General features: G+C 37.6%; 16 protein-coding genes. 2 read left to right on the forward strand and 14 right to left on the reverse strand.

What is annotated here, in order from left to right:
• Positions 1–22: 22 nt before the first annotated feature.
• The 14 genes from QQK02_RS03835 to tviB form a co-directional block, all read right to left on the reverse strand.
• Positions 23–1,462: a phosphomannomutase gene (locus QQK02_RS03835; protein WP_284206623.1), complete on the reverse strand. Its 1,440-nt coding sequence runs from the start codon at positions 1,460–1,462 to the stop codon at positions 23–25.
• Positions 1,463–1,465: 3 nt separating this feature from the next.
• Positions 1,466–2,875 carry a mannose-1-phosphate guanylyltransferase/mannose-6-phosphate isomerase gene (locus QQK02_RS03840; protein WP_284206659.1) on the reverse strand — a complete coding sequence of 470 codons (1,410 nt, stop codon included), beginning with the start codon at positions 2,873–2,875 and terminating at the stop codon, positions 1,466–1,468.
• Positions 2,876–2,896: 21 nt separating this feature from the next.
• Positions 2,897–4,012 carry a dTDP-glucose 4,6-dehydratase gene (gene rfbB, locus QQK02_RS03845; protein ID WP_284206624.1) on the reverse strand — a complete coding sequence of 372 codons (1,116 nt, stop codon included), beginning with the start codon at positions 4,010–4,012 and terminating at the stop codon, positions 2,897–2,899.
• 194 nt (positions 4,013–4,206) lie between these two features.
• Positions 4,207–5,106: a dTDP-4-dehydrorhamnose reductase gene (gene rfbD, locus QQK02_RS03850; RefSeq protein ID WP_284206625.1), complete on the reverse strand. Its 900-nt coding sequence runs from the start codon at positions 5,104–5,106 to the stop codon at positions 4,207–4,209.
• Positions 5,107–5,120: 14 nt separating this feature from the next.
• Positions 5,121–5,666 (reverse strand): dTDP-4-dehydrorhamnose 3,5-epimerase, encoded by a 546-nt coding sequence (rfbC, locus tag QQK02_RS03855; protein ID WP_284206626.1) that lies wholly within the window; start codon positions 5,664–5,666, stop codon positions 5,121–5,123.
• A 19-nt stretch (positions 5,667–5,685) separates the two neighbouring features.
• Positions 5,686–6,573 carry a glucose-1-phosphate thymidylyltransferase RfbA gene (gene rfbA, locus QQK02_RS03860; RefSeq protein ID WP_284206627.1) on the reverse strand — a complete coding sequence of 296 codons (888 nt, stop codon included), beginning with the start codon at positions 6,571–6,573 and terminating at the stop codon, positions 5,686–5,688.
• 14 nt (positions 6,574–6,587) lie between these two features.
• Entirely contained in the window at positions 6,588–8,003 is a 1,416-nt protein-coding gene (locus QQK02_RS03865; protein WP_284206628.1) for a lipopolysaccharide biosynthesis protein, read from the reverse strand.
• Positions 8,004–8,009: 6 nt separating this feature from the next.
• Complete coding sequence (locus tag QQK02_RS03870) at positions 8,010–8,660, reverse strand: ABC transporter ATP-binding protein (RefSeq protein WP_284206629.1); 651 nt, start codon at positions 8,658–8,660, stop codon at positions 8,010–8,012.
• Complete coding sequence (locus QQK02_RS03875) at positions 8,657–9,448, reverse strand: ABC transporter permease (protein ID WP_284206630.1); 792 nt, start codon at positions 9,446–9,448, stop codon at positions 8,657–8,659. Before QQK02_RS03875 ends, QQK02_RS03870 begins: the two co-directional genes overlap by 4 nt.
• Positions 9,448–11,247 (reverse strand): polysaccharide biosynthesis/export family protein, encoded by a 1,800-nt coding sequence (locus QQK02_RS03880; protein ID WP_284206631.1) that lies wholly within the window; start codon positions 11,245–11,247, stop codon positions 9,448–9,450. The genes QQK02_RS03875 and QQK02_RS03880 overlap by 1 nt, the downstream gene beginning before the upstream one ends.
• Positions 11,248–11,255: 8 nt before the next feature.
• A complete protein-coding gene (locus QQK02_RS03885) occupies positions 11,256–11,612 on the reverse strand; it encodes a hypothetical protein (RefSeq protein ID WP_284206632.1) in 357 nt (118 codons plus the stop codon).
• Positions 11,613–11,662: 50 nt separating this feature from the next.
• The gene (gene wecA, locus QQK02_RS03890) at positions 11,663–12,712 is read right to left on the reverse strand and encodes a UDP-N-acetylglucosamine--undecaprenyl-phosphate N-acetylglucosaminephosphotransferase (protein WP_284206633.1); all 1,050 of its coding nucleotides are present in this window, start codon (positions 12,710–12,712) and stop codon (positions 11,663–11,665) included.
• A gap of 272 nt (positions 12,713–12,984) precedes the next feature.
• Entirely contained in the window at positions 12,985–14,013 is a 1,029-nt protein-coding gene (locus QQK02_RS03895; protein WP_284206634.1) for an NAD-dependent epimerase/dehydratase family protein, read from the reverse strand.
• A gap of 251 nt (positions 14,014–14,264) precedes the next feature.
• Positions 14,265–15,545, reverse strand: coding sequence for a Vi polysaccharide biosynthesis UDP-N-acetylglucosamine C-6 dehydrogenase TviB (tviB, locus tag QQK02_RS03900; RefSeq protein ID WP_284206635.1), 1,281 nt, complete (start codon positions 15,543–15,545; stop codon positions 14,265–14,267).
• A gap of 280 nt (positions 15,546–15,825) precedes the next feature.
• On the opposite strand from tviB, the gene QQK02_RS03905 reads away from it, so the two are divergent.
• Both QQK02_RS03905 and QQK02_RS03910 read left to right on the forward strand, forming a co-directional pair.
• The gene (locus tag QQK02_RS03905; protein ID WP_284206636.1) at positions 15,826–17,313 is read left to right on the forward strand and encodes a peptide MFS transporter; all 1,488 of its coding nucleotides are present in this window, start codon (positions 15,826–15,828) and stop codon (positions 17,311–17,313) included.
• A gap of 103 nt (positions 17,314–17,416) precedes the next feature.
• Positions 17,417–18,010, forward strand: coding sequence for a 5-formyltetrahydrofolate cyclo-ligase (locus tag QQK02_RS03910; protein WP_284206637.1), 594 nt, complete (start codon positions 17,417–17,419; stop codon positions 18,008–18,010).
• The last annotated feature ends 566 nt before the right edge of the window (positions 18,011–18,576 follow it).

An 18,576-nucleotide genomic window follows, 5' to 3' on the forward strand; every position in this document is an offset into this window, starting at 1 on the left:
CTCTTTATTTATTTTTTACTAATTAAAGTTTAACCACGTTATCAAGTGATTGTACCACCAGTTCTTTAGCTTTTACTTCGTTACTAGATTCAGCGTAACAACGTAATTCTGGCGCATTACCAGATGGTCTTAAATGAATAATATCATTGCTTTCAAATGTAATGCGTAAACCATCAGTTGTGTTCACATTATTAATAACCGCACCATTAAAGCCAAGCTTTTCAACTAACGACTCAGGCGCCTTTGCTCCTGTTGAGATAATCGCTTTGCTTTTTTCTGTCGCGAAGTTTTTGATCCGATCACTATCAGTAAAGCGCTGTGGTAATTGCTCTACTAATTTTGACAATTGGCCATTTGGAGCGGCTAACAATGCGCTTACCGCAGGTAATACAGCATCTCTCGTAGGTAGAGCTTCTATCTCAACACCGTTAATGTTTACCTTGCTACCAAGTAAGAAACCACCATTAGCTTCAAAACCTGCAACGCTTGCATATTCTTCAGCTAAACTTTCAAATTCAGCAATTACATAAGGTGAGCCAATTTTAGTTCGAACAGTTTGTTTAAAAGCGCCTGATTTTTCAATTGCGGTATTACAACTAACGGGCACAGCCAATGCATCAATACTTAACGCTTGCGCACATAGTAACCCAAGCACATCACCACGAAGCCAATTACCATTCTCATCTGAAACTAATGGTCTATCACCATCACCATCGGTCGAAAAAATTGCATCTAGGTTATGTTCTTTTGACCAATCGCGTGCTTTTTTACAATCTTCTTCAGATACTGCTTCAGTATCAATAGGAACAAATGTATCCGTTCTTTCCAGTGAAATAACGGCTGCACCTAATGCCTCAAAAATATCGGCATATAAATCTCTTCCGGCACTTGAATGCTCATAAATACCAATACATTTGCCGCTGAGCGGTTTATTGTTATACATAGTGGTATAGCGACTTATGTAGTCGTTAGCTGCTTCTTGAAGAACGGTTAACTCAGATAAAGAATCAAAATCATCGATGCTTTCAAATTGTGCTTGCGAACTATTAATGGCTTGTTCGTCAGCTTTGGAAATTTCTCCGTCAGGACGATAAAACTTTAAGCCGTTTCTATCAAATGGAATATGACTACCGGTGATCATCATACATGGGATATTATCTTTCATAGCCTTTAAAGCTAAAGCTGGCGTAGGTACAACACCATAATAATCCACATTTAAGCCTAGTTGCTCGGCGGCATATGCACATGCTTTAGCCATATTATAACTACTTGGTCTGTTATCGATGGCAAACGCAATGTTTGAGAATTCAAAACTTTCTTTCATTACCGATAAAAAAGCGTGCGTAAAGGCAGCACAAACCTGAGGCGTAAAATCTTCAACTAAGCCTCTAGCACCACTTGTACCAAAGGCTACATTGCTGTTTTTTAGTACGGTTTTAGTATTAAGCTGCTGAACTGTCATATATTACCCCTGAACTCGGCCGTATCTGTCTTCAAAGCGAACAATGTCATCTTCGCCTAAATAAGATCCTGATTGAACCTCTATAAGTTCTAAGTCTACTTTTCCTGGATTCTCTAGCGCATGAATAACACCTACAGGAATGTAAGTTGATTGGTTCTCTGTTAACAGAATATCTTTATCACCATTGGTTACTTTGGCAGTACCAGAAACAACAATCCAATGTTCAGCGCGGTGGTGATGCATTTGTACTGATAATTTAGCACCAGGTTTTACCGTGATGCGTTTAACTTGATAACGTTCACCGTTGTCGATTGAGTCATACTTACCCCATGGGCGATATACTTCACGATGATGTGCTACTTCATTACGATCTCTTGATTTAAGTTCGTTAACTATGGCTTTTACATCTTGTACTTTATCTTTATGGGCAACCATTACCGCATCTTTGGTTTCAACGATGACAGTGTCTTCTATACCTACAGTCGTAACTAATCGGCTAGTTGCATGAACTAACGAGTTTTTGGTGCCAGTTAAAATAACATCGCCATTGGTAGCATTGCCGTTCTCACATTTTGTATCTACATCCCATAATGCAGACCATGAGCCTACGTCACTCCAACCTGCATCCATTGGTACAACAGCCGCTAATGCTGTTTTTTCCATGATTGCATAATCAATAGAGTCATCAGGTGAAGCTAAAAATTCTTCTTTACCCGCTCTAACAAAATCAAGATCAGAGGCACTTTGTGCATATGCCGCTTTACATGCTGTTAAAATCTCTGGAGAGAACTTTGCTAACTCACTTAAGTATAAACTGGCTTTAAACATAAACATGCCGCTATTCCAGTAATAGTCTTTAGACGCTAAATAGTCTTCTGCTGTTGGTAAATCTGGCTTTTCAACAAACGCCTCAACATCATAGCCATTTTCATTAATAGCGTTACCTCGCTTAATGTAACCATAACCGGTTTCAGGTGCCGTAGGCACAATACCAAATGTTACTAACTTATCATTAGTTGCGAGTGCTTTAGCTTGCTCTACAGCAACATCGAATGCTGGTTGGTTTTCAATGATGTGATCAGCTGCCATCACCATCATTAAGCTATCACCATGTTTTTCAACAATATCTAATGCCGCTAAAGCAATGGCAGGGGCAGTGTTTCTTCCTGCTGGTTCTAAAATAATACGTGCGCTATTTTCATTCATAGCACGTAGTTGCTCAGCAACTAAAAATCGATGATCTTCATTACATAAAAACATGGTTTCATCAACAGACCAGTTTTTTGTTCTGCTAACCGTTTCTTGAAGCATGCTTTGATCAGACGCTACGTTTAAAAACTGCTTTGGAAACATAGCACGTGATAATGGCCATAAACGAGTGCCTGAGCCCCCTGCCATAATTACTGGTATCATTTTCATTTTTAATATCTCTAATTATTTATCTTGATAAGTTCCGTCTAAAATAGACTGCCACCAAGGGTGGTTATTTAGATACCAAACAAGTGTCTTTTCGAAACCTGTTTCGAAGGATTCTTTGGGTTTATAACCTAATTCATTATTTGTTTTTGTTGCGTCAATCGCATAACGGCGATCATGGCCAGCTCTATCGGTTACATATATAATGAGCTCTTCCGCTTTACCGTTGATAGCAGATAAAGCCTGTGGAAATTTTTCAGCGAGATTCTGACTTTCGTTAGATTGACAAGTTTTAGCAAATTGTTTATTCATTTGCTGACAAATTAATTTAACAATATCAATGTTAGCCCACTCATTATGGCCGCCAATATTATAGTTTTCTCCGATACAACCTTTTTTAAGTACAAGTTCAATTCCACGGGCATGATCTTCAACATACAACCAATCACGCACTTGTTGGCCGTCACCATAAATCGGCAATGGTTTATCATTTAAGATATTGGTGATAATTAACGGTATTAATTTTTCAGGGAAATGATATGGGCCATAGTTGTTTGAACAATTAGACGTTGTTACCTCTAAACCGTAAGTATGGTGATAAGCACGAACTAAGTGGTCGCTGGCTGCTTTACTAGCTGAATAAGGAGAATTTGGCGCATATGCAGTATCTTCAGTAAAGGCAGGGTCATTAGGTGCTAATGTGCCATATACTTCATCAGTTGACACATGATGGAAGCGATGGGCTATAGGGTCATTTCCTTTAGCTTTAGGCTCATCAATCCATAGTTTTTTAGCTGATTTTAATAAGCTATACGTACCTAATATATTGGTTTCGATAAACGCATCTGGGCCAGTTATTGAGCGATCTACGTGAGATTCAGCAGCAAAGTGGACGATAGTATTTACTTTGTTTTCATCTAGCAGTTTCTCTACAAGCTCTGTATTACAAATATCACCTTTAACAAAAGTGAAGTTTGGGTTACTTTCAACGGGCTTTAGGCTTTTTAAATTACCAGCATAAGTTAAAGCATCTAAAACAATCACTTTATCTTGTGGGTTTGCTTCTAACCAATAATGTACAAAGTTTGCACCGATAAAGCCGGCTCCGCCTGTAACAAGTAACGTTTTGTTCATAAAATAATTCTTATTTCTTTTTAATGTTTTGCTTGTTTAGCATTATCGCATTTGTTAGTTGCGCATCAATGCAATTATAGTGTCTTTCATTATTTATTTTCAGCCTTCGCTAAAATGGTTGAGTTCTCTTCTGAGAATCCGACCTATATGAGAATGACGTTAATAAAAACCTAGATACATTAATTCCCGAAAAATCAAGATAACTGGTTTAGCTCATCTAGCATATTATTCAATTGATTACGCCAATGAACTGTATTCATTCCTGATACAGCTTCTGCACATGCTTTATCAATTAAACTAAAACTTGGGCGTTTTGCTGGTGTAGGATATTGCGCTGTTTCAATGGGTGAAATTGGAATAGCTTTTGATAACATTCCTTTCTCAATCGCTAAATCTTGGATCGCAACGGCAAAGTCATACCAAGACGCAACACCAGCGTCAGTCCAATGATATATTGGAGTGAAATCGCTACAAGGAATTTCATTAACCTTATCAGACATTACCCACAACCATCTTGCTAAACCTTTTGCCCAAGTTGGTGTGCCAACTTGATCATAAATAACACTAAGTTGATCTTTTTCAGCCATCAACCTGAGCATTGTTTTTACAAAATTATTGCCGTGAGCTGAGTAAACCCATGCAGTGCGAACAACCAGTGCTTTACACGCAAGTATTTGGTTTACTTTTTGCTCACCTGCCAGCTTCGATTCACCATAAACACTAATAGGACATGGTAAATCATAAGGCTGATAGGGTTTTGAGTGTGTGCCGTCGAATACAAAATCTGTTGATATATGCACTAGGAAGCTGTCGAATTTTTTACATACGCTCGCTAAATTTTCACAGCCCTTCTGATTTACAGCAAACGCTCTGTCACGTTCTGACTCAGCTTTATCTACTGCAGTATATGCAGCAGCGTTAATGACAATATCAGGGAGATATTGCTTAAAAACTAAATTGACTTGGTGGTTATCGGTAATATCGAGTTCTTTTGAACTTAAGCAAATTAACTTAACATTTTCTGGCTTTGTTTTTTCTAACTCTGTGGCTAACTGGCCACCTTTACCGGTGACCAATACTGTTAAAATATTCACGCTATTCCTTTAACCTAAAATGTTGGTGCTTGCGCGAATAATAATCCGCTTTTATCTTTGTCTGAAAGTTGAGGCTGTTCACCATTAACAAGACGCCAATCAATGTTAAGAGTTGGGTCATCATAACGAATAGATATTTCAGCTTGAGGGTTATAATAGTCCGTACACTTGTACACAAATTCAGCGCTTTCAGACATTACATAGAATCCGTGAGCAAACCCTTCTGGCACCCATAATTGACGTTTGTTTTCAGCACTTAGGATTTCACCAACCCACTTACCATATGTATGAGATTCTTTTCGCATATCTACTGCAACATCAAACACCTCACCACTAATAACTCGCACTAATTTACCTTGAGTGTTCGCCGTTTGGTAATGGAGGCCTCTTAAAATCCCTTGATTTGATTTACTATGGTTTTCTTGCACAAACTCTCTTGGTGAACAATTTTCATTAAACAATGTTGTTCTAAACGTTTCCATAAAAAAGCCACGTTCGTCACCAAATACAGTTGGTTCAATTACCTTGACATCTGGAATTTCAGTATTGATAAACTTCATTTTTTACTCTATTTCAACTTTACTGTGTTGAGAATACTTGTCTTTCAAGCAGTCCCATCAAATATTGACCATAACCACTTTTTATCAATGGCTGTGCAATTTCTTTCAATTTATTCTCATCGATATACCCCATACGGTAGGCAATTTCTTCTGGACAACATACCTTTAAGCCTTGGCGCTTTTCTATCGTTTCTATAAATTCAGCCGCTTGTAAAAGGCTATCATGAGTACCAGTATCTAGCCATGCAGTACCCCGCCCCATGAGCTCGACATTAAGTTCGTTGATATCGAGATACTGTTCAATTACATCTGTGATCTCTAATTCACCACGCGCACTGGGTTTTACGTTTTTTGCAAAATTAACAACACGGCTATCAAAAAAGTATAGCCCCGGTATTGCGTAATTTGATTTTGGTGTTGCTGGCTTTTCTTCTATTGAAATAACTTTGCCGTTAACATCAAACTCTACAACCCCATATGATTTAGGATTTGCGACATGATATCCAAATACTGTCGCTCCAATCTCTCGATTACAAGCACTGCGCAATGAAACCGCCAGATCATGCCCATAAAATAAATTATCGCCTAACACCAAAGCTGCGCTATCACCCGCCAAAAACTCTTCCGCTAAGATAAACGCTTGTGCTAAACCATCTGGCGAAGGTTGAATGGTATATTCAATGTTAATACCCCAGTCGCTGCCGTCACCCAATAAATCAACGAATCGACTTTGTTCATCTGGCGTTGTAATCACTAAAATATCTTTAATGCCAGCTAACATTAATGTTGATATAGGATAAAAAATCATAGGTTTATCATAAACCGGCATCAACTGTTTACTTACGGCTTTAGTTAAAGGGTATAAACGAGTACCGCTGCCTCCAGCTAAAATAATTCCTTTAGTCATAAAATTTCTCTTTTCTAGTTAAGCTCTTTTATAGTAGCAATAACCATTTTCACAATACCGAACATCAAGCTTAAGATAATCAATAACAATGTAACATTATAGATTACACGAGGGTATTCGTTATCTTCTGCTAATGTGGGGCTTTCGACAGTAATTAAATATTTTATTTGGCGATATGCATCCACTTTAGCTTTTTCTAAAGATGCTAATGATGCTGTATAAGCTTGCGTAGCCATCTCGTAATCTATTTTAAGTGCTGCAAATTGAGCGATAATTTCACTAACTGGTTTTTCATTGGCTTGATTTAACGACAACCGAGATTTCTCCTGTATCAGTTGTTGCTCTAATGCACTGAGTTGGTTTTGCAGAGTCTGAACTTCTGGAGCAGAATCAGCCATTAGTGTTTTACTTGCGTGAAGTTGGGCTTTCAGCGAAGCAATTTGCCCTTCTAAATTATATGAGATTGATTGTAACGCTGTACCTTCTGCTATTGGATCAAGCAACTTATATTCTTGTTGATAACCAAGCATTTTATTTTGTGCGAGTTTAAGGTTTTTCTGCCAAATTGCATGTTCATTGCTCATGAATTTAACTTGTTCATTGGCAAGGTGGTAGCTAATTTCATTAATGAACTTTTCTGACCGCTTTATGATTTCTTGACTTATTTTCTTGGCGTATTCAGGTTCAAATCCCTGAATTTTTAATTCGATAACACCACTTAGCTCATCAGTTTCTATATTTACATGGTCTGTATAGAACTCGAAAAAGTCTTCAGTTGATGCGTCATAATCTAATCGACTAAAAATATCAGCCTGGTGTGATGAATAGTGCTCTTTCAACCCCAACTCACTATCGAGGTGTTTAAGCATATCAACAGAATAGATAAATGCCTCAAGCAACTTTGCATCGTTATCACCTGATTGAACACCTAGGGAACCAAGCATTGCTAACTCAGGTGAAACACTTGACATACTGTCGGGTTGTTGGACTAATATTTTAGCCCTACTTTCAAATCTTTCACTTGCAATACCCCCTTGATAAAACGCAAATATAAGCACAGGTATTAATACAAACATTACAAAATGGTTTTGCAAAACGTGTTCATAATTTCCAAGTTTACTACGAAAGTTTTTTTGGGGGGGAGATTCAACACTTAACGTTATTTGTGATGACGTTATTCCACCAAAAAACTCTGGCACCTGCTCATTAACCTGCTTAGTATAGTGCTTAAGTCGATTCTTAATCACTTGTCCTTCTGGTTTTATATTATGAGCCCGTTGCATCAATCGATAAGCGAGGCATATGTTCGTATTTTCATGCTCCATGGCTAAATCTCGAATGAAAACACCATCATTCCACTGCTCTGTCGTCATATTGTTTTTTATGACATTAAATTCTTGTTCTACTCTATTGATTATTGAATCAGACATAAAACCTTATAACTCTTCATATATAGCAAGCGCGGCTTCTAAATCGTTGTAGAAAGTCAACGTACCACCGTCTAATATAATTGCACTATCACAAAATAGCCTTATCTCACTTAACTCATGTGAAACTAAAATAACGTTTGCTTCTTTGCTCTTATTAATTAACTTTTGACGCGCTTTTCTTCTAAACTGTTGATCACCGACAGATGTTGCTTCATCGATTAAATAAATATCAAAATCAATTTCCACACAGCAACCAAAGGCTAATTTAGATCGCATTCCCGACGAATAGCTTTTGACGGGTAAATCGAATTTCTTTCCTAGTTGGGCAAACCTTTGAACCCTTGACTCATATTCAACTAAATCATTTACTCCATTAATGCGCCCAATAAAACGAACATTTTCTCGCCCAGTCATCTGAGGGTGAATACCCGTTGACAAGGAAACTGGCCACGACAACGTTTTATTCGATTTAATCTTTCCTTTGTTGGGATATTCGCTGCCCGCTATTAACCTAAATAATGTTGATTTACCCGCTCCATTTTTACCTAATAAAGCAATATTATGATCACTAGGTATATCAAAATTTAAATTATTAAAAACATACTGCTCGCCAAGGGAAGACGGGTAGCTTTTAGTTAAGTTTTGAATTTGAATCATCGACTTATTCCTTTTTTCCATAATACGATATACAGAGAAAAAGCAATAAACATCAAAAACAATACGCATGTGTGCAAATATGTAGGGCTAATAGCGGAAACCAGATAAAAGTCATTACTATATGCATGGCGCGATAATTCAACAGCCTGCAATACAGGGTTCCAAGATAAATATGGCCAGACTTCTTCCGGAAAATCAGATAAGGTGAAAAACGCCCCAGAAATAAATAACATAGGACGCTGTAGTAATTGCTCTACTTTACTGATTTCCTCAATAAACAATGCACCTAAGCCAGTAACAATGCCTAAAAAATAGGCTACAAGTTGAATTTCTAACAAATACAACATAATGCCGATTGGATCTTCTGGAAAAATTTCAATCCCTAAGAACATAATAGCAATAATACAAAGAATAATTAGTACTATAATGTTAGACAGACATTCGATTATAGACGCTGTTACAAAAGAAGCCATAGGCATAACTTGTCTAAAAGCATAGAGAGGTTTGTCTTGTTTAATACTTCGAGCAACAGTCCCCCAAGCCTGCATAAATTGTATGACGGGTAAAAACCCCAATAACATAAACACAAACATCGGGATGCCGCTAACATCGTCACCAGAGATTCTTCCTCGTATAAATGACAACGCTAAAATAAAAATCACAGGCTGTACTACTAACCAGCTAACACCAAACTTGTCGGTAAACTTACTACGTAATTGCCTAATCCACAGTGCAAAAATTACGTCTTTCCATAATACGAGCGTACTACGTTTTTGTGCTACTGCCATTAGTTTATCGCGTTGGCTGTTACAGCAATTTGGTAAAGTATTTGCGTGATATCTTTAACAGTTTGCATTGTTTTAGTTTCAATTTTAGGTAATACAATCACTTTATCACCAGGTACAAGTTTGGTACTACCTTCTTCACCAAACCAATTATCTTGCGCATCTACAAATTCAGACAAACCGTTGGCATGAATTATCACTAATTTTTCGTAATCAGCACGGTCTGAATAGCCCCCTGCCCAAGCGATATAGTCTTCAATGCTTGCATCTTTGTTATAAACAACAGCTTGTGGCATTAACACTTCGCCACCAATTTGAATTAAATCCGTCTTAGCTGGAATTACAATTTTATCGCCTTGCTCTAACGCAATATTCGCAATGTTACCGCCATCAGCTACTATCACTCGGCCTAATGGCTCAATTTGGCGAGCTCTTTCAACAAATTCAGACACTAACTTTGCTTCTTGAGACCGGATCGATGCTTCACCAGTAGAGCCTGTTGGTGCAAAATAAACAGAGCGCTCTAATCTATCTAGTGATTTATCTAAAATGTCTTTTTGCTCTAACTTTACGCTTTCACGTAAAATATAAACAGATGAAAAGTCAGCTAAGTATTCATCTACTTGCACGTAGCTCAATAAATCATGAAGTTTAGTATTCTTTTTAACGGCGAAGTATGACGGCCCTAAGTAGCTCCCCATAATTTCAATGTCATAGATTTGAGCATGTAAATCATCATTAAAATAGAGTTTATCGCCATCTTCTAATTGGTAATTTTTAAAGTCGACAAGCGGTAAATAAACAGAAAATGGGTTGCCATTTCTTTTACCCATCACGGCAACATGACTGGTTTGTGTTAATGGCTTTGCAAATTCTATTAAATCTTGTCCTGTTATCTCTTTTTCGCCAAATTCAAAACGAAATGGGTTTCTAACTTTACCCGTAACATTAATCACTGATTTTTGATCTAACACGAATATAACATCTTGGTCTTTAAAACTTATGTTTGGCAACTTACCAAAGCGGATAAAGCTATAAAGGTCAAAGGTATTAACTAATTCACCATTTCTTAAAATATTAATTTCACGGTAACTACCTCGATCAGAGTCAATGCCACCTGCGCGTTTTAAAAAGTACAAAATACTATCTGACGCCATACCTGCATATTGACCAGGGCGAATTACTGAGCCTGTAATAAAAACAGAAACAGGCGTAGCAGTTAACAGGTTAACGTAAACCTCAACGTTCTTTTTATAAATAGCCTTAATTTTTGAAGCAACTAAGCTATTAACTTGGCTAGCAGGTACATTAAGTACGTTAATTGGCCCAATATTAGGAATAAAAACATTACCTTGGTTATCAACAGTAACAACATTATTAAACGTTACTGCGCCCCACATCCAAATGGATATTTTATCGCCTGCTGCAATTAAGTAATTGTCATTTAACCCATCAGCGCGCTCTGTTTCATATCCACCAGCAAAAATATTCGCACCATAAGGAGGTGACAATTTATTATCAACTTCTGGCAACAGATCTCTTATATTTGCTTCACCGGGTAATAATATGCCTTGGCGTGTCGTTGTATTGTATTGCCCTTGTGACGGCAAGCCTGTCGGCTCCTGATTGCCAATAACGTTTGGATCAGTAGATTGGAATATTTGGGTATTAGGTACTGCTGCGCTTGGCACATTTGAATTTTGTTGTTGGGCTTGTTGTTGAATTAGCTCTTCAACGCTTTGTGCTGATGATTGTGTGATCAGTAAAAATGAAAGAAAGCCTGCACATGTTCTTTTTAGCATCGTATTCATTAGTTAAATAATTCCACGTTTGACTCATCAATAACAATGTTAGGTACAATTTTCCAGCCTTGAGCATCTGCTTTACATACAATTCGCTTATTGCTATCAACACTCAATCGAATACACTCTTCACCTAACGCAGAGTTATAACGAGCTTCTGCAATTACCACGTTGTTATTAACGATAAAGCTGTCGTTTATTTGAATAGCATCTAACTTTTGCCAATAGGCTTGAGGTAATAAACTCGACGTATTTTCGACTTCTTTAACGAGTGGTAAAGATGAAGTCACAATTGGTGGGTTATTCGAACACGCACTTACAACTAAAGCAGTGCATGCCGTTAAAAATATTTTTATTTTTTGCATTTCTACGATTAATTCTTATCGTTGAGTAACGCTAAGGCTTCGTGTTTACACTATACCTTAGCGTTAACTTTTAAACTTACGTATTTTAACACTCTACTATATACGATGAACAATAAAACAAAAGCCCATAGCAATAATGATTCAGACCAGTTATTCAATTGGCCAAGTATACCAATAGAAGAAAGTGACACAGAAAGCAGCGTAATGCAAAATAAGGTTTGTTTTTGAGACATGCCATATTTAAGTAGAATATGGTGTAAATGATCGCGATCAGGTTTAAATGGCGAATTACCTTTTTTAATTCGACGAATAATTATGGCTAACATATCCATTAATGGCACAGCCACTAACCACAGCGCTACAACTGGCTTAAATGAAGCGCTTTCACCTTGCGTACCAATAGAAAGTAATACAATAATTGTTAAACCAATGAACATACTGCCTGCATCGCCCATGTACACTTTATTCGCTTTGGTTTTTAGCAACCTCATATTGAAAGCTAAATAGGGTAATACCGCAACAAGTACAATTAGTGGAAACGCTAAATATTCAAGTTGCCCACTTGCTAAGAAAAGTACAGCAATAGAGCCGAAGGTGTTAATTGACAGTAAACCTAATAAACCATCAAGACCATCGATCATATTAAATGCGTTCATTAGCACCATAATCGATAGATAAGTAAACAATATGCCGAGTACACCTAAATCAATTGCGCCCCAGCCAAACAAATCACCTAGTTGTGAAATACTAATATTCGCGCCATTAACGATAATACTAGCAACAATGACTTGGCCAAATATTCGCACACGAACACTTAAATCATATTTATCATCAACCATGCCAATAAACACAGTTAACGTAGATGCAATTAAATAAAGTTGAAGGTTTTTAGAGTCGGCTAACCAAATAGAAGAGCAAATCAGTACAGCGACATAAATAGACAAACCACCAATTAACGGAATATGACCACTGTGATTTTTTCGAGAACAGGGTTTATCGACTAGACCAAACCCGTGAGCCAAAGGCTCCATGATTTTTAGCGATGCGAACGCACAAACGAATGACGTTAATACAAGAGGAATAAATTGTGCAAAATCCATCTTAATGATTTCTCTCTTGGGTTAAATAAGCTTTCAATGTGAGAGACTTCTCCACAATCAACACAATACTAAATAAACAGCCCAGTATATTATAAGCCAAAACTTCAAACTCCCTTTGACTAAGCTTTTTTGTGATTCATCACAATACATTTTAAATCTGTGGTTATTATAGCTTGATTTCCTAACCACTTGAACAGGTTAACGACATTTATCGTAATTTTGTTACAAACCTACAACAAAACACAAAAACATCAGAAATTACAGGCCTGCTATTAACTAATATTTAATTTATCAACGTACCAAGGCATTGCTTTAGATATGCCATCTAAAATGCGATATTCCGGCTCATAGCCCAATAAAGACTGAGCTTTTGACGTATCAGCCTGAGAATGACGGACATCACCTGCCCTAAATTCTCGATAAATAGCTTCTTTAGTGTAGCTAATATCATTTTCATTTAAAGCTGATTGGATACTTGAAAATAGCTCGTTTAGGGTCGTTCTATCGCCAACCGCTACATTGAAAACATTATTTTTAGATTCATCAGGCGCCATTGCCGCTAATATATTAGCTTGCACGGCATTTTCGACGAAACAAAAATCACGGCTTGTTTCACCATCACCATTAATAAATAAGTCTTCATTTTTTATCATCGCTGCCGTCCATTTAGGGATAACAGCCGCATATGCGCCATCAGGATCTTGTCGCTTACCAAACACATTAAAATAGCGTAAGCCCACAGACTTTAAGCCGTATGTTTTGCCAAATACATCAGCGTATAGCTCATTTACATATTTAGTCACTGCGTACGGAGATAAAGGTTTACCAATGTTATCTTCAACTTTAGGTAGCGCTGGGTGATCACCATAGGTTGAACTAGAAGCAGCGTAAACAAACGTACTAACCTTTGCTTCTTTACTTGCTGTGAGCATATTTAGGAAACCCGTCACGTTTGAAGCGTTTGAGGTTATTGGGTCTGCAATTGAACGAGGTACACTGCCTAACGCAGCTTGATGTAATACATAATCAACACCAGTAAGCGCGTGTTCACAATCAGACAATTCACGAATATCGCCTTCATGAAAAGTAAACAAAGACCATTGTTCTTCGCTAACTTGGGTTTTGACTTCATCTAAGTTTTTCTGATAACCCGTGGAAAAATTATCTAAACCGACAACTTTTTGATTCAATTTTAAAAGGTGCTCAATCAAATTTGAGCCAATAAAGCCAGCGCAACCGGTAACTAGCCATGTATACTGTTTGTTAAGTAGCTGCGTTTTTACTTCTTCGTATCGGGTCATTAGAAGTTCTTTAAATAATTTTATAAATTGGTATTAAAGTAAACTATTTACTCTAACCCCTTTAATGATGTGAAGTGTAAAGGGTTTATAGGCTTTTGGTCAACCAATTATGCAATAATTAGAACATTTACGCCGAAAACACTATTAACACCATTTTAACAAAAAAAAGCATGAACTTTATGAGTACATGATTTATTCCTTAACGTTTTGAAAATATTAATTTATCAAAACGTTTATACGACCTAATGTAACTATAACCTTAAATCGGACACTTCCTGATCAACCATATATTTTAAATCATAAATGATGTGCTCAGATTTCATTAATGATTTAATTTCACTTGTACTCATCACTTTAAATTCGTTATGAGCTACAGCAAAAATAACGGCATCATATGTATTCTTTTTAGGCTGTTCGATTAACTCAACACCATATTCATGCATTGCTTCTTCAGGATTAACCCAAGGATCATAAACATGAGCATTAATATCGTAGTCTGCCAGCTCTGATAATATATCTACAACTTTAGTGTTACGCACATCAGGGCAATTTTCTTTAAACGTTAATCCTAGAACTAAAACATTAGCGCCGTGTACTTGTATACGTTTTTTAATCATAGCTTTGGTAAGTTGGCTAACAACGTATTGCCCCATGCCATCATTAATGCGTCGGCCCGCTAGAATGACTTCAGGGTTATACCCATTGGCCTGTGCTTTATGAGTCAAATAATATGGGTCTACACCTATACAATGTCCCCCTACTAGGCCTGGACGAAATGGCAAAAAGTTCCATTTGGTTCCAGCAGCTTTTAAAACTTCTTCTGTATCAATGCCTAACTTGTTAAAAATAACCGCCAACTCATTGACTAAGGCTATATTTAAATCACGTTGTGTGTTTTCGATAACCTTTGCTGCTTCAGCGACTTTGATTGATGAAGCTTTGTATGTTCCTGCAGTAATAATTGACGCATAAACAGAATCAATAAATTCAGCGATTTCATCCGTAGAACCAGAGGTCACTTTCAATATATTGGTCACTCTGTGCTCTTTATCACCTGGGTTAATCCGTTCAGGGCTATAGCCAGCATAAAAATCAGTATTAAATGTAAGACCAGAAACCTTCTCAACTTCAGGCAAACAAGCCTCTTCCGTTGCACCAGGGTAAACGGTAGATTCATAAACAATAACATCACCTTTTGTCACTACTTTGCCGAGCATTTGACTTGCTTTAATTAACGGAGTTAAATCAGGTTGTTTATGCTCGTCTATTGGTGTTGGCACCGTAACAATATAAAAATTGCATGACGCTAAGTCTTCAACATTGCAGGAATATTGAATGTGTGGTGATTCAGCAAGTTCTTCTTTAGATACCTCTAAAGTGAAATCTTCGCCAGCTTTCAAATCATCAACGCGTTTACTATTGATGTCGAAACCGATTGTGGAATATTTTTTACCAAACTCTACCGCTAACGGTAATCCAACATAACCTAATCCGATAACGCCAATTTTCAAATCGTTTATTGTTTTGCTCATTACAGAGTAAATTCCTTGGTGAGGTGAAAGGGCTAATAATTTCAAATATTAAACCTAGTAATTTACAGTTTTGCAACAGAATAAAAGCTAAATCACCAGTAAAGAGGACGATAAACTAGCTTTACTTAGGTAATCGATGCACTGTTTAATTTACAGACAGTTAGACACGCATTTACATTAGCTGACAGCAATTCTCTTGCCTTTAACTGGTTGCACAGGTATAACTCGGTCTGTAAAAAATTTTTAAATACAATTTAATAATACCGGAAAGGATAATTACATGAACAAACCTGCGACGGGAACCATGCTTGGTCACCCGAAAGGACTCTTCCTATTATTTGGTACAGAAATGTGGGAACGAATGAGTTACTACGGTATGCGTGGTATTTTCGTTCTTTATCTAGTTGCGTTTGCAAGTAGTTTTGGCTGGGACATGGCCTACTTTGGCATTGACCCTACAGCTATAGACGCACAAGAACAATTAACCAAAGCACTTAATAAAAATGCACTAGGCATTTTAGGTATCTATGCATTCTGGGTGTATGTAACACCTGTACTTGGTGGCTGGGTCGCCGATAATCATTGGGGACAACGTAAAGCCATTATCATTGGTGGTCTACTAATGATGCTTGGTCAATTCGCACTTGGTACTCCACATCAGTTTATCCCAGGTCTTGAAATCGAATTCCTATACTTAGGCTTATTCCTATTGATCATGGGTAACGGTTTCTTCAAACCAAACATTTCAACCATGGTTGGTGACTTATATGAAGAAGGCGATAAACGCCGCGATGCTGCATTTACCATTTTCTATATGGGTATTAACTTAGGTTCTATTTTAGGTTATTTCGTTGTTGGTACAATCGGTGAAAAAGTTAACTATCAATACGGTTTCTTAGTAGCTGGTGTTGGTATGCTTTTAGGTGTAATTCTTCAAATTGCAATGTCTAAAAAATACTTAGGCAACGTTGGTGTTGAGCCTGCTGCTAAGAAAACTAATGATAACGGCGCAGTTTCAAATGCACCTTTAACATCTGAAGAGCGTGACCGTGTAAAAGTTATTCTTATCATGTCTTTCTTCACAATTATCTTCTGGTTAGGTTTTGAACAAGCGGCTGGTTCTATGAACCTTTTCGCTAAGCAAAAAACAGACTTAGTTGTCATGGGCTTTGAGATTCCAGCTTCTTGGTTACAATCAGTAAACCCTATTTTTGTTATCTTATTTGCGCCAATGTTTGCTGCAATGTGGTTAAAAATGGGTGCGGCAGAGCCTAACTCTCCGAAGAAATTCGCGATGGGTATGTTCTTCTTAGGCCTTGGCTTTATCTCAATGGTAATGGCTGCCCTACAAATTGGTGACAGTGAAACAGCGAAAGCAAGTATCATATGGTTAGTATTAGCCTATATGTTCCACACCATGGGTGAGTTATGTTTATCACCAATTGGTCTTTCATTGGTAACTAAGTTAGCACCACTGAAGTACACATCGTTATTAATGGGTATGTGGTTCTTCTTCTCAGGTGTAGGTAACTACGCAGCTGCAGCTGTAGGCCAAATGGTTGGTGACGTTGGTCCATTCCAAGCATTCTTAGGTGTAGCTATCATGGCTTTCGTAGCCGGTATTATCCTTTGGTTAGTCAGCGGTAAGCTAGTTGATTGGATGCATGGTGCTGAAGATACTAAACCACAAGACATGGATTCTAAACTTGAAGAAGAATTGTCAGTTGTTGGTACGCACGAAGGTATGCCAGAAAAACACACTAAATAAACAAAAAGCTTTTTAGCTAGTTTATTTTAAAATGGGGTCAGAGTAATTTTACTCTGACCCCATTTTTTATTTATGATAGAGAAAATTTATTACGCAAAACACTATGGAAACATCAGATAAGTTAGTGCAGCGAAAACAACTACGCCAACTCATTCGAGGCCGAAGACAAGCATTATCAGCGTTAACTCAAGCAAGCGCTCAGGAAAGCTTAAAAAATCAATTTATAAAGCTATTCGCAAGTGATAAGCCTGAATCTATTGCCATTTACCTCGCTAACGATGGTGAGCTTGACACCTTAAAACTCATCAACCACTGCTGGCAGCAAAATATCGACGTATATTTACCCGTAATACACCCCTTTAGCCGTCACCATTTACTGTTTCAACAATACACGCCAACAACAAAAATGGTATTAAATCGCTTTGGTATCAGTGAGCCAAAGCTCAATAGTCAATCGACTATTTGCCCACAAAACCTGTCGGTTTTATGCACTCCGTTGGTGGCCTTTGATAGCCAAGGGAATCGCATGGGTATGGGTGGAGGATTCTACGATAGAACGTTGAGCCAACTTCAACAATCAAAAACCAAAGTCATTGGCTTAGCTCATGATTGTCAGCAAGTTGATTCTGTGCCAGTAGAGCCATGGGATATGCCATTGTCAATGATCATGACCCCAACAAAGATCATTAACTGCTAAAGGGGAAACAGTCACCCGTCATACTGACGAAGGTCAGTATCTCAGTTAACCTCTTTAGTCACTTAATGTAATTAATCTATATAATTTGAAACATTTCTTTCCCAGATTGCGGCCTACGCCACAATGACTCAATAAACAACTACAGGGCAACAAAACTTCCCGTCATACTGACGAAGGTCAGTATCTTAAAATTCATTTGTAAAATATCTAAAAATACATCCATAGATTGCGGCCTACGCCACAATGACTCACAAAACTGCTTCAGAGAAAAAAACATCACCGTCATACTGACGAAGGTCAGTACCTTAAAATTCACTTGATAAAACACCTCAAAAAATACAAACCTAGATTGCGGCCTGCGCCACATTGACTCACAAAACTGCTTCAGAGAAAAAAACATCACCGTCATACTGACGAAGGTCAGTATCTTAAAATTCATTTGATAAAACACCTCAAGAAATACATCCCTAGATTGCGGCCTGCGCCACAATGACTCACAAAACTGCTTCAGAGAAAAAAACATCACCGTCATACTGACAAAGGTCAGTATCTTAAAATTCACTTGA

Origin of the sequence: Thalassotalea eurytherma (genome assembly GCF_030161415.1) — a bacterium.
GTDB classification, from domain to species: Bacteria; Pseudomonadota; Gammaproteobacteria; order Enterobacterales; family Alteromonadaceae; genus Thalassotalea_G; species Thalassotalea_G eurytherma.

Excerpts from the sequence above, each read along its gene's own strand:
- QQK02_RS03835 (WP_284206623.1), bottom strand. The coding sequence starts at position 1,462 with ATGACAGTTCAGCAGCTTAATACTAAAACCGTACTAAAAAACAGCAAT.
- QQK02_RS03840 (WP_284206659.1), bottom strand. The coding sequence starts at position 2,875 with ATGATACCAGTAATTATGGCAGGGGGCTCAGGCACTCGTTTATGGCCA.
- rfbB (WP_284206624.1), bottom strand. The coding sequence starts at position 4,012 with ATGAACAAAACGTTACTTGTTACAGGCGGAGCCGGCTTTATCGGTGCA.
- rfbC (WP_284206626.1), bottom strand. The coding sequence starts at position 5,666 with ATGAAGTTTATCAATACTGAAATTCCAGATGTCAAGGTAATTGAACCA.
- rfbA (WP_284206627.1), bottom strand. The coding sequence starts at position 6,573 with ATGACTAAAGGAATTATTTTAGCTGGAGGCAGCGGTACTCGTTTATAC.
- QQK02_RS03865 (WP_284206628.1), bottom strand. The coding sequence starts at position 8,003 with ATGTCTGATTCAATAATCAATAGAGTAGAACAAGAATTTAATGTCATA.
- QQK02_RS03870 (WP_284206629.1), bottom strand. The coding sequence starts at position 8,660 with ATGATTCAAATTCAAAACTTAACTAAAAGCTACCCGTCTTCCCTTGGC.
- QQK02_RS03875 (WP_284206630.1), bottom strand. The coding sequence starts at position 9,448 with ATGGCAGTAGCACAAAAACGTAGTACGCTCGTATTATGGAAAGACGTA.
- QQK02_RS03880 (WP_284206631.1), bottom strand. The coding sequence starts at position 11,247 with ATGCTAAAAAGAACATGTGCAGGCTTTCTTTCATTTTTACTGATCACA.
- QQK02_RS03885 (WP_284206632.1), bottom strand. The coding sequence starts at position 11,612 with ATGCAAAAAATAAAAATATTTTTAACGGCATGCACTGCTTTAGTTGTA.
- wecA (WP_284206633.1), bottom strand. The coding sequence starts at position 12,712 with ATGGATTTTGCACAATTTATTCCTCTTGTATTAACGTCATTCGTTTGT.
- QQK02_RS03895 (WP_284206634.1), bottom strand. The coding sequence starts at position 14,013 with ATGACCCGATACGAAGAAGTAAAAACGCAGCTACTTAACAAACAGTAT.
- tviB (WP_284206635.1), bottom strand. The coding sequence starts at position 15,545 with ATGAGCAAAACAATAAACGATTTGAAAATTGGCGTTATCGGATTAGGT.
- QQK02_RS03905 (WP_284206636.1), top strand. The coding sequence starts at position 15,826 with ATGAACAAACCTGCGACGGGAACCATGCTTGGTCACCCGAAAGGACTC.
- QQK02_RS03910 (WP_284206637.1), top strand. The coding sequence starts at position 17,417 with ATGGAAACATCAGATAAGTTAGTGCAGCGAAAACAACTACGCCAACTC.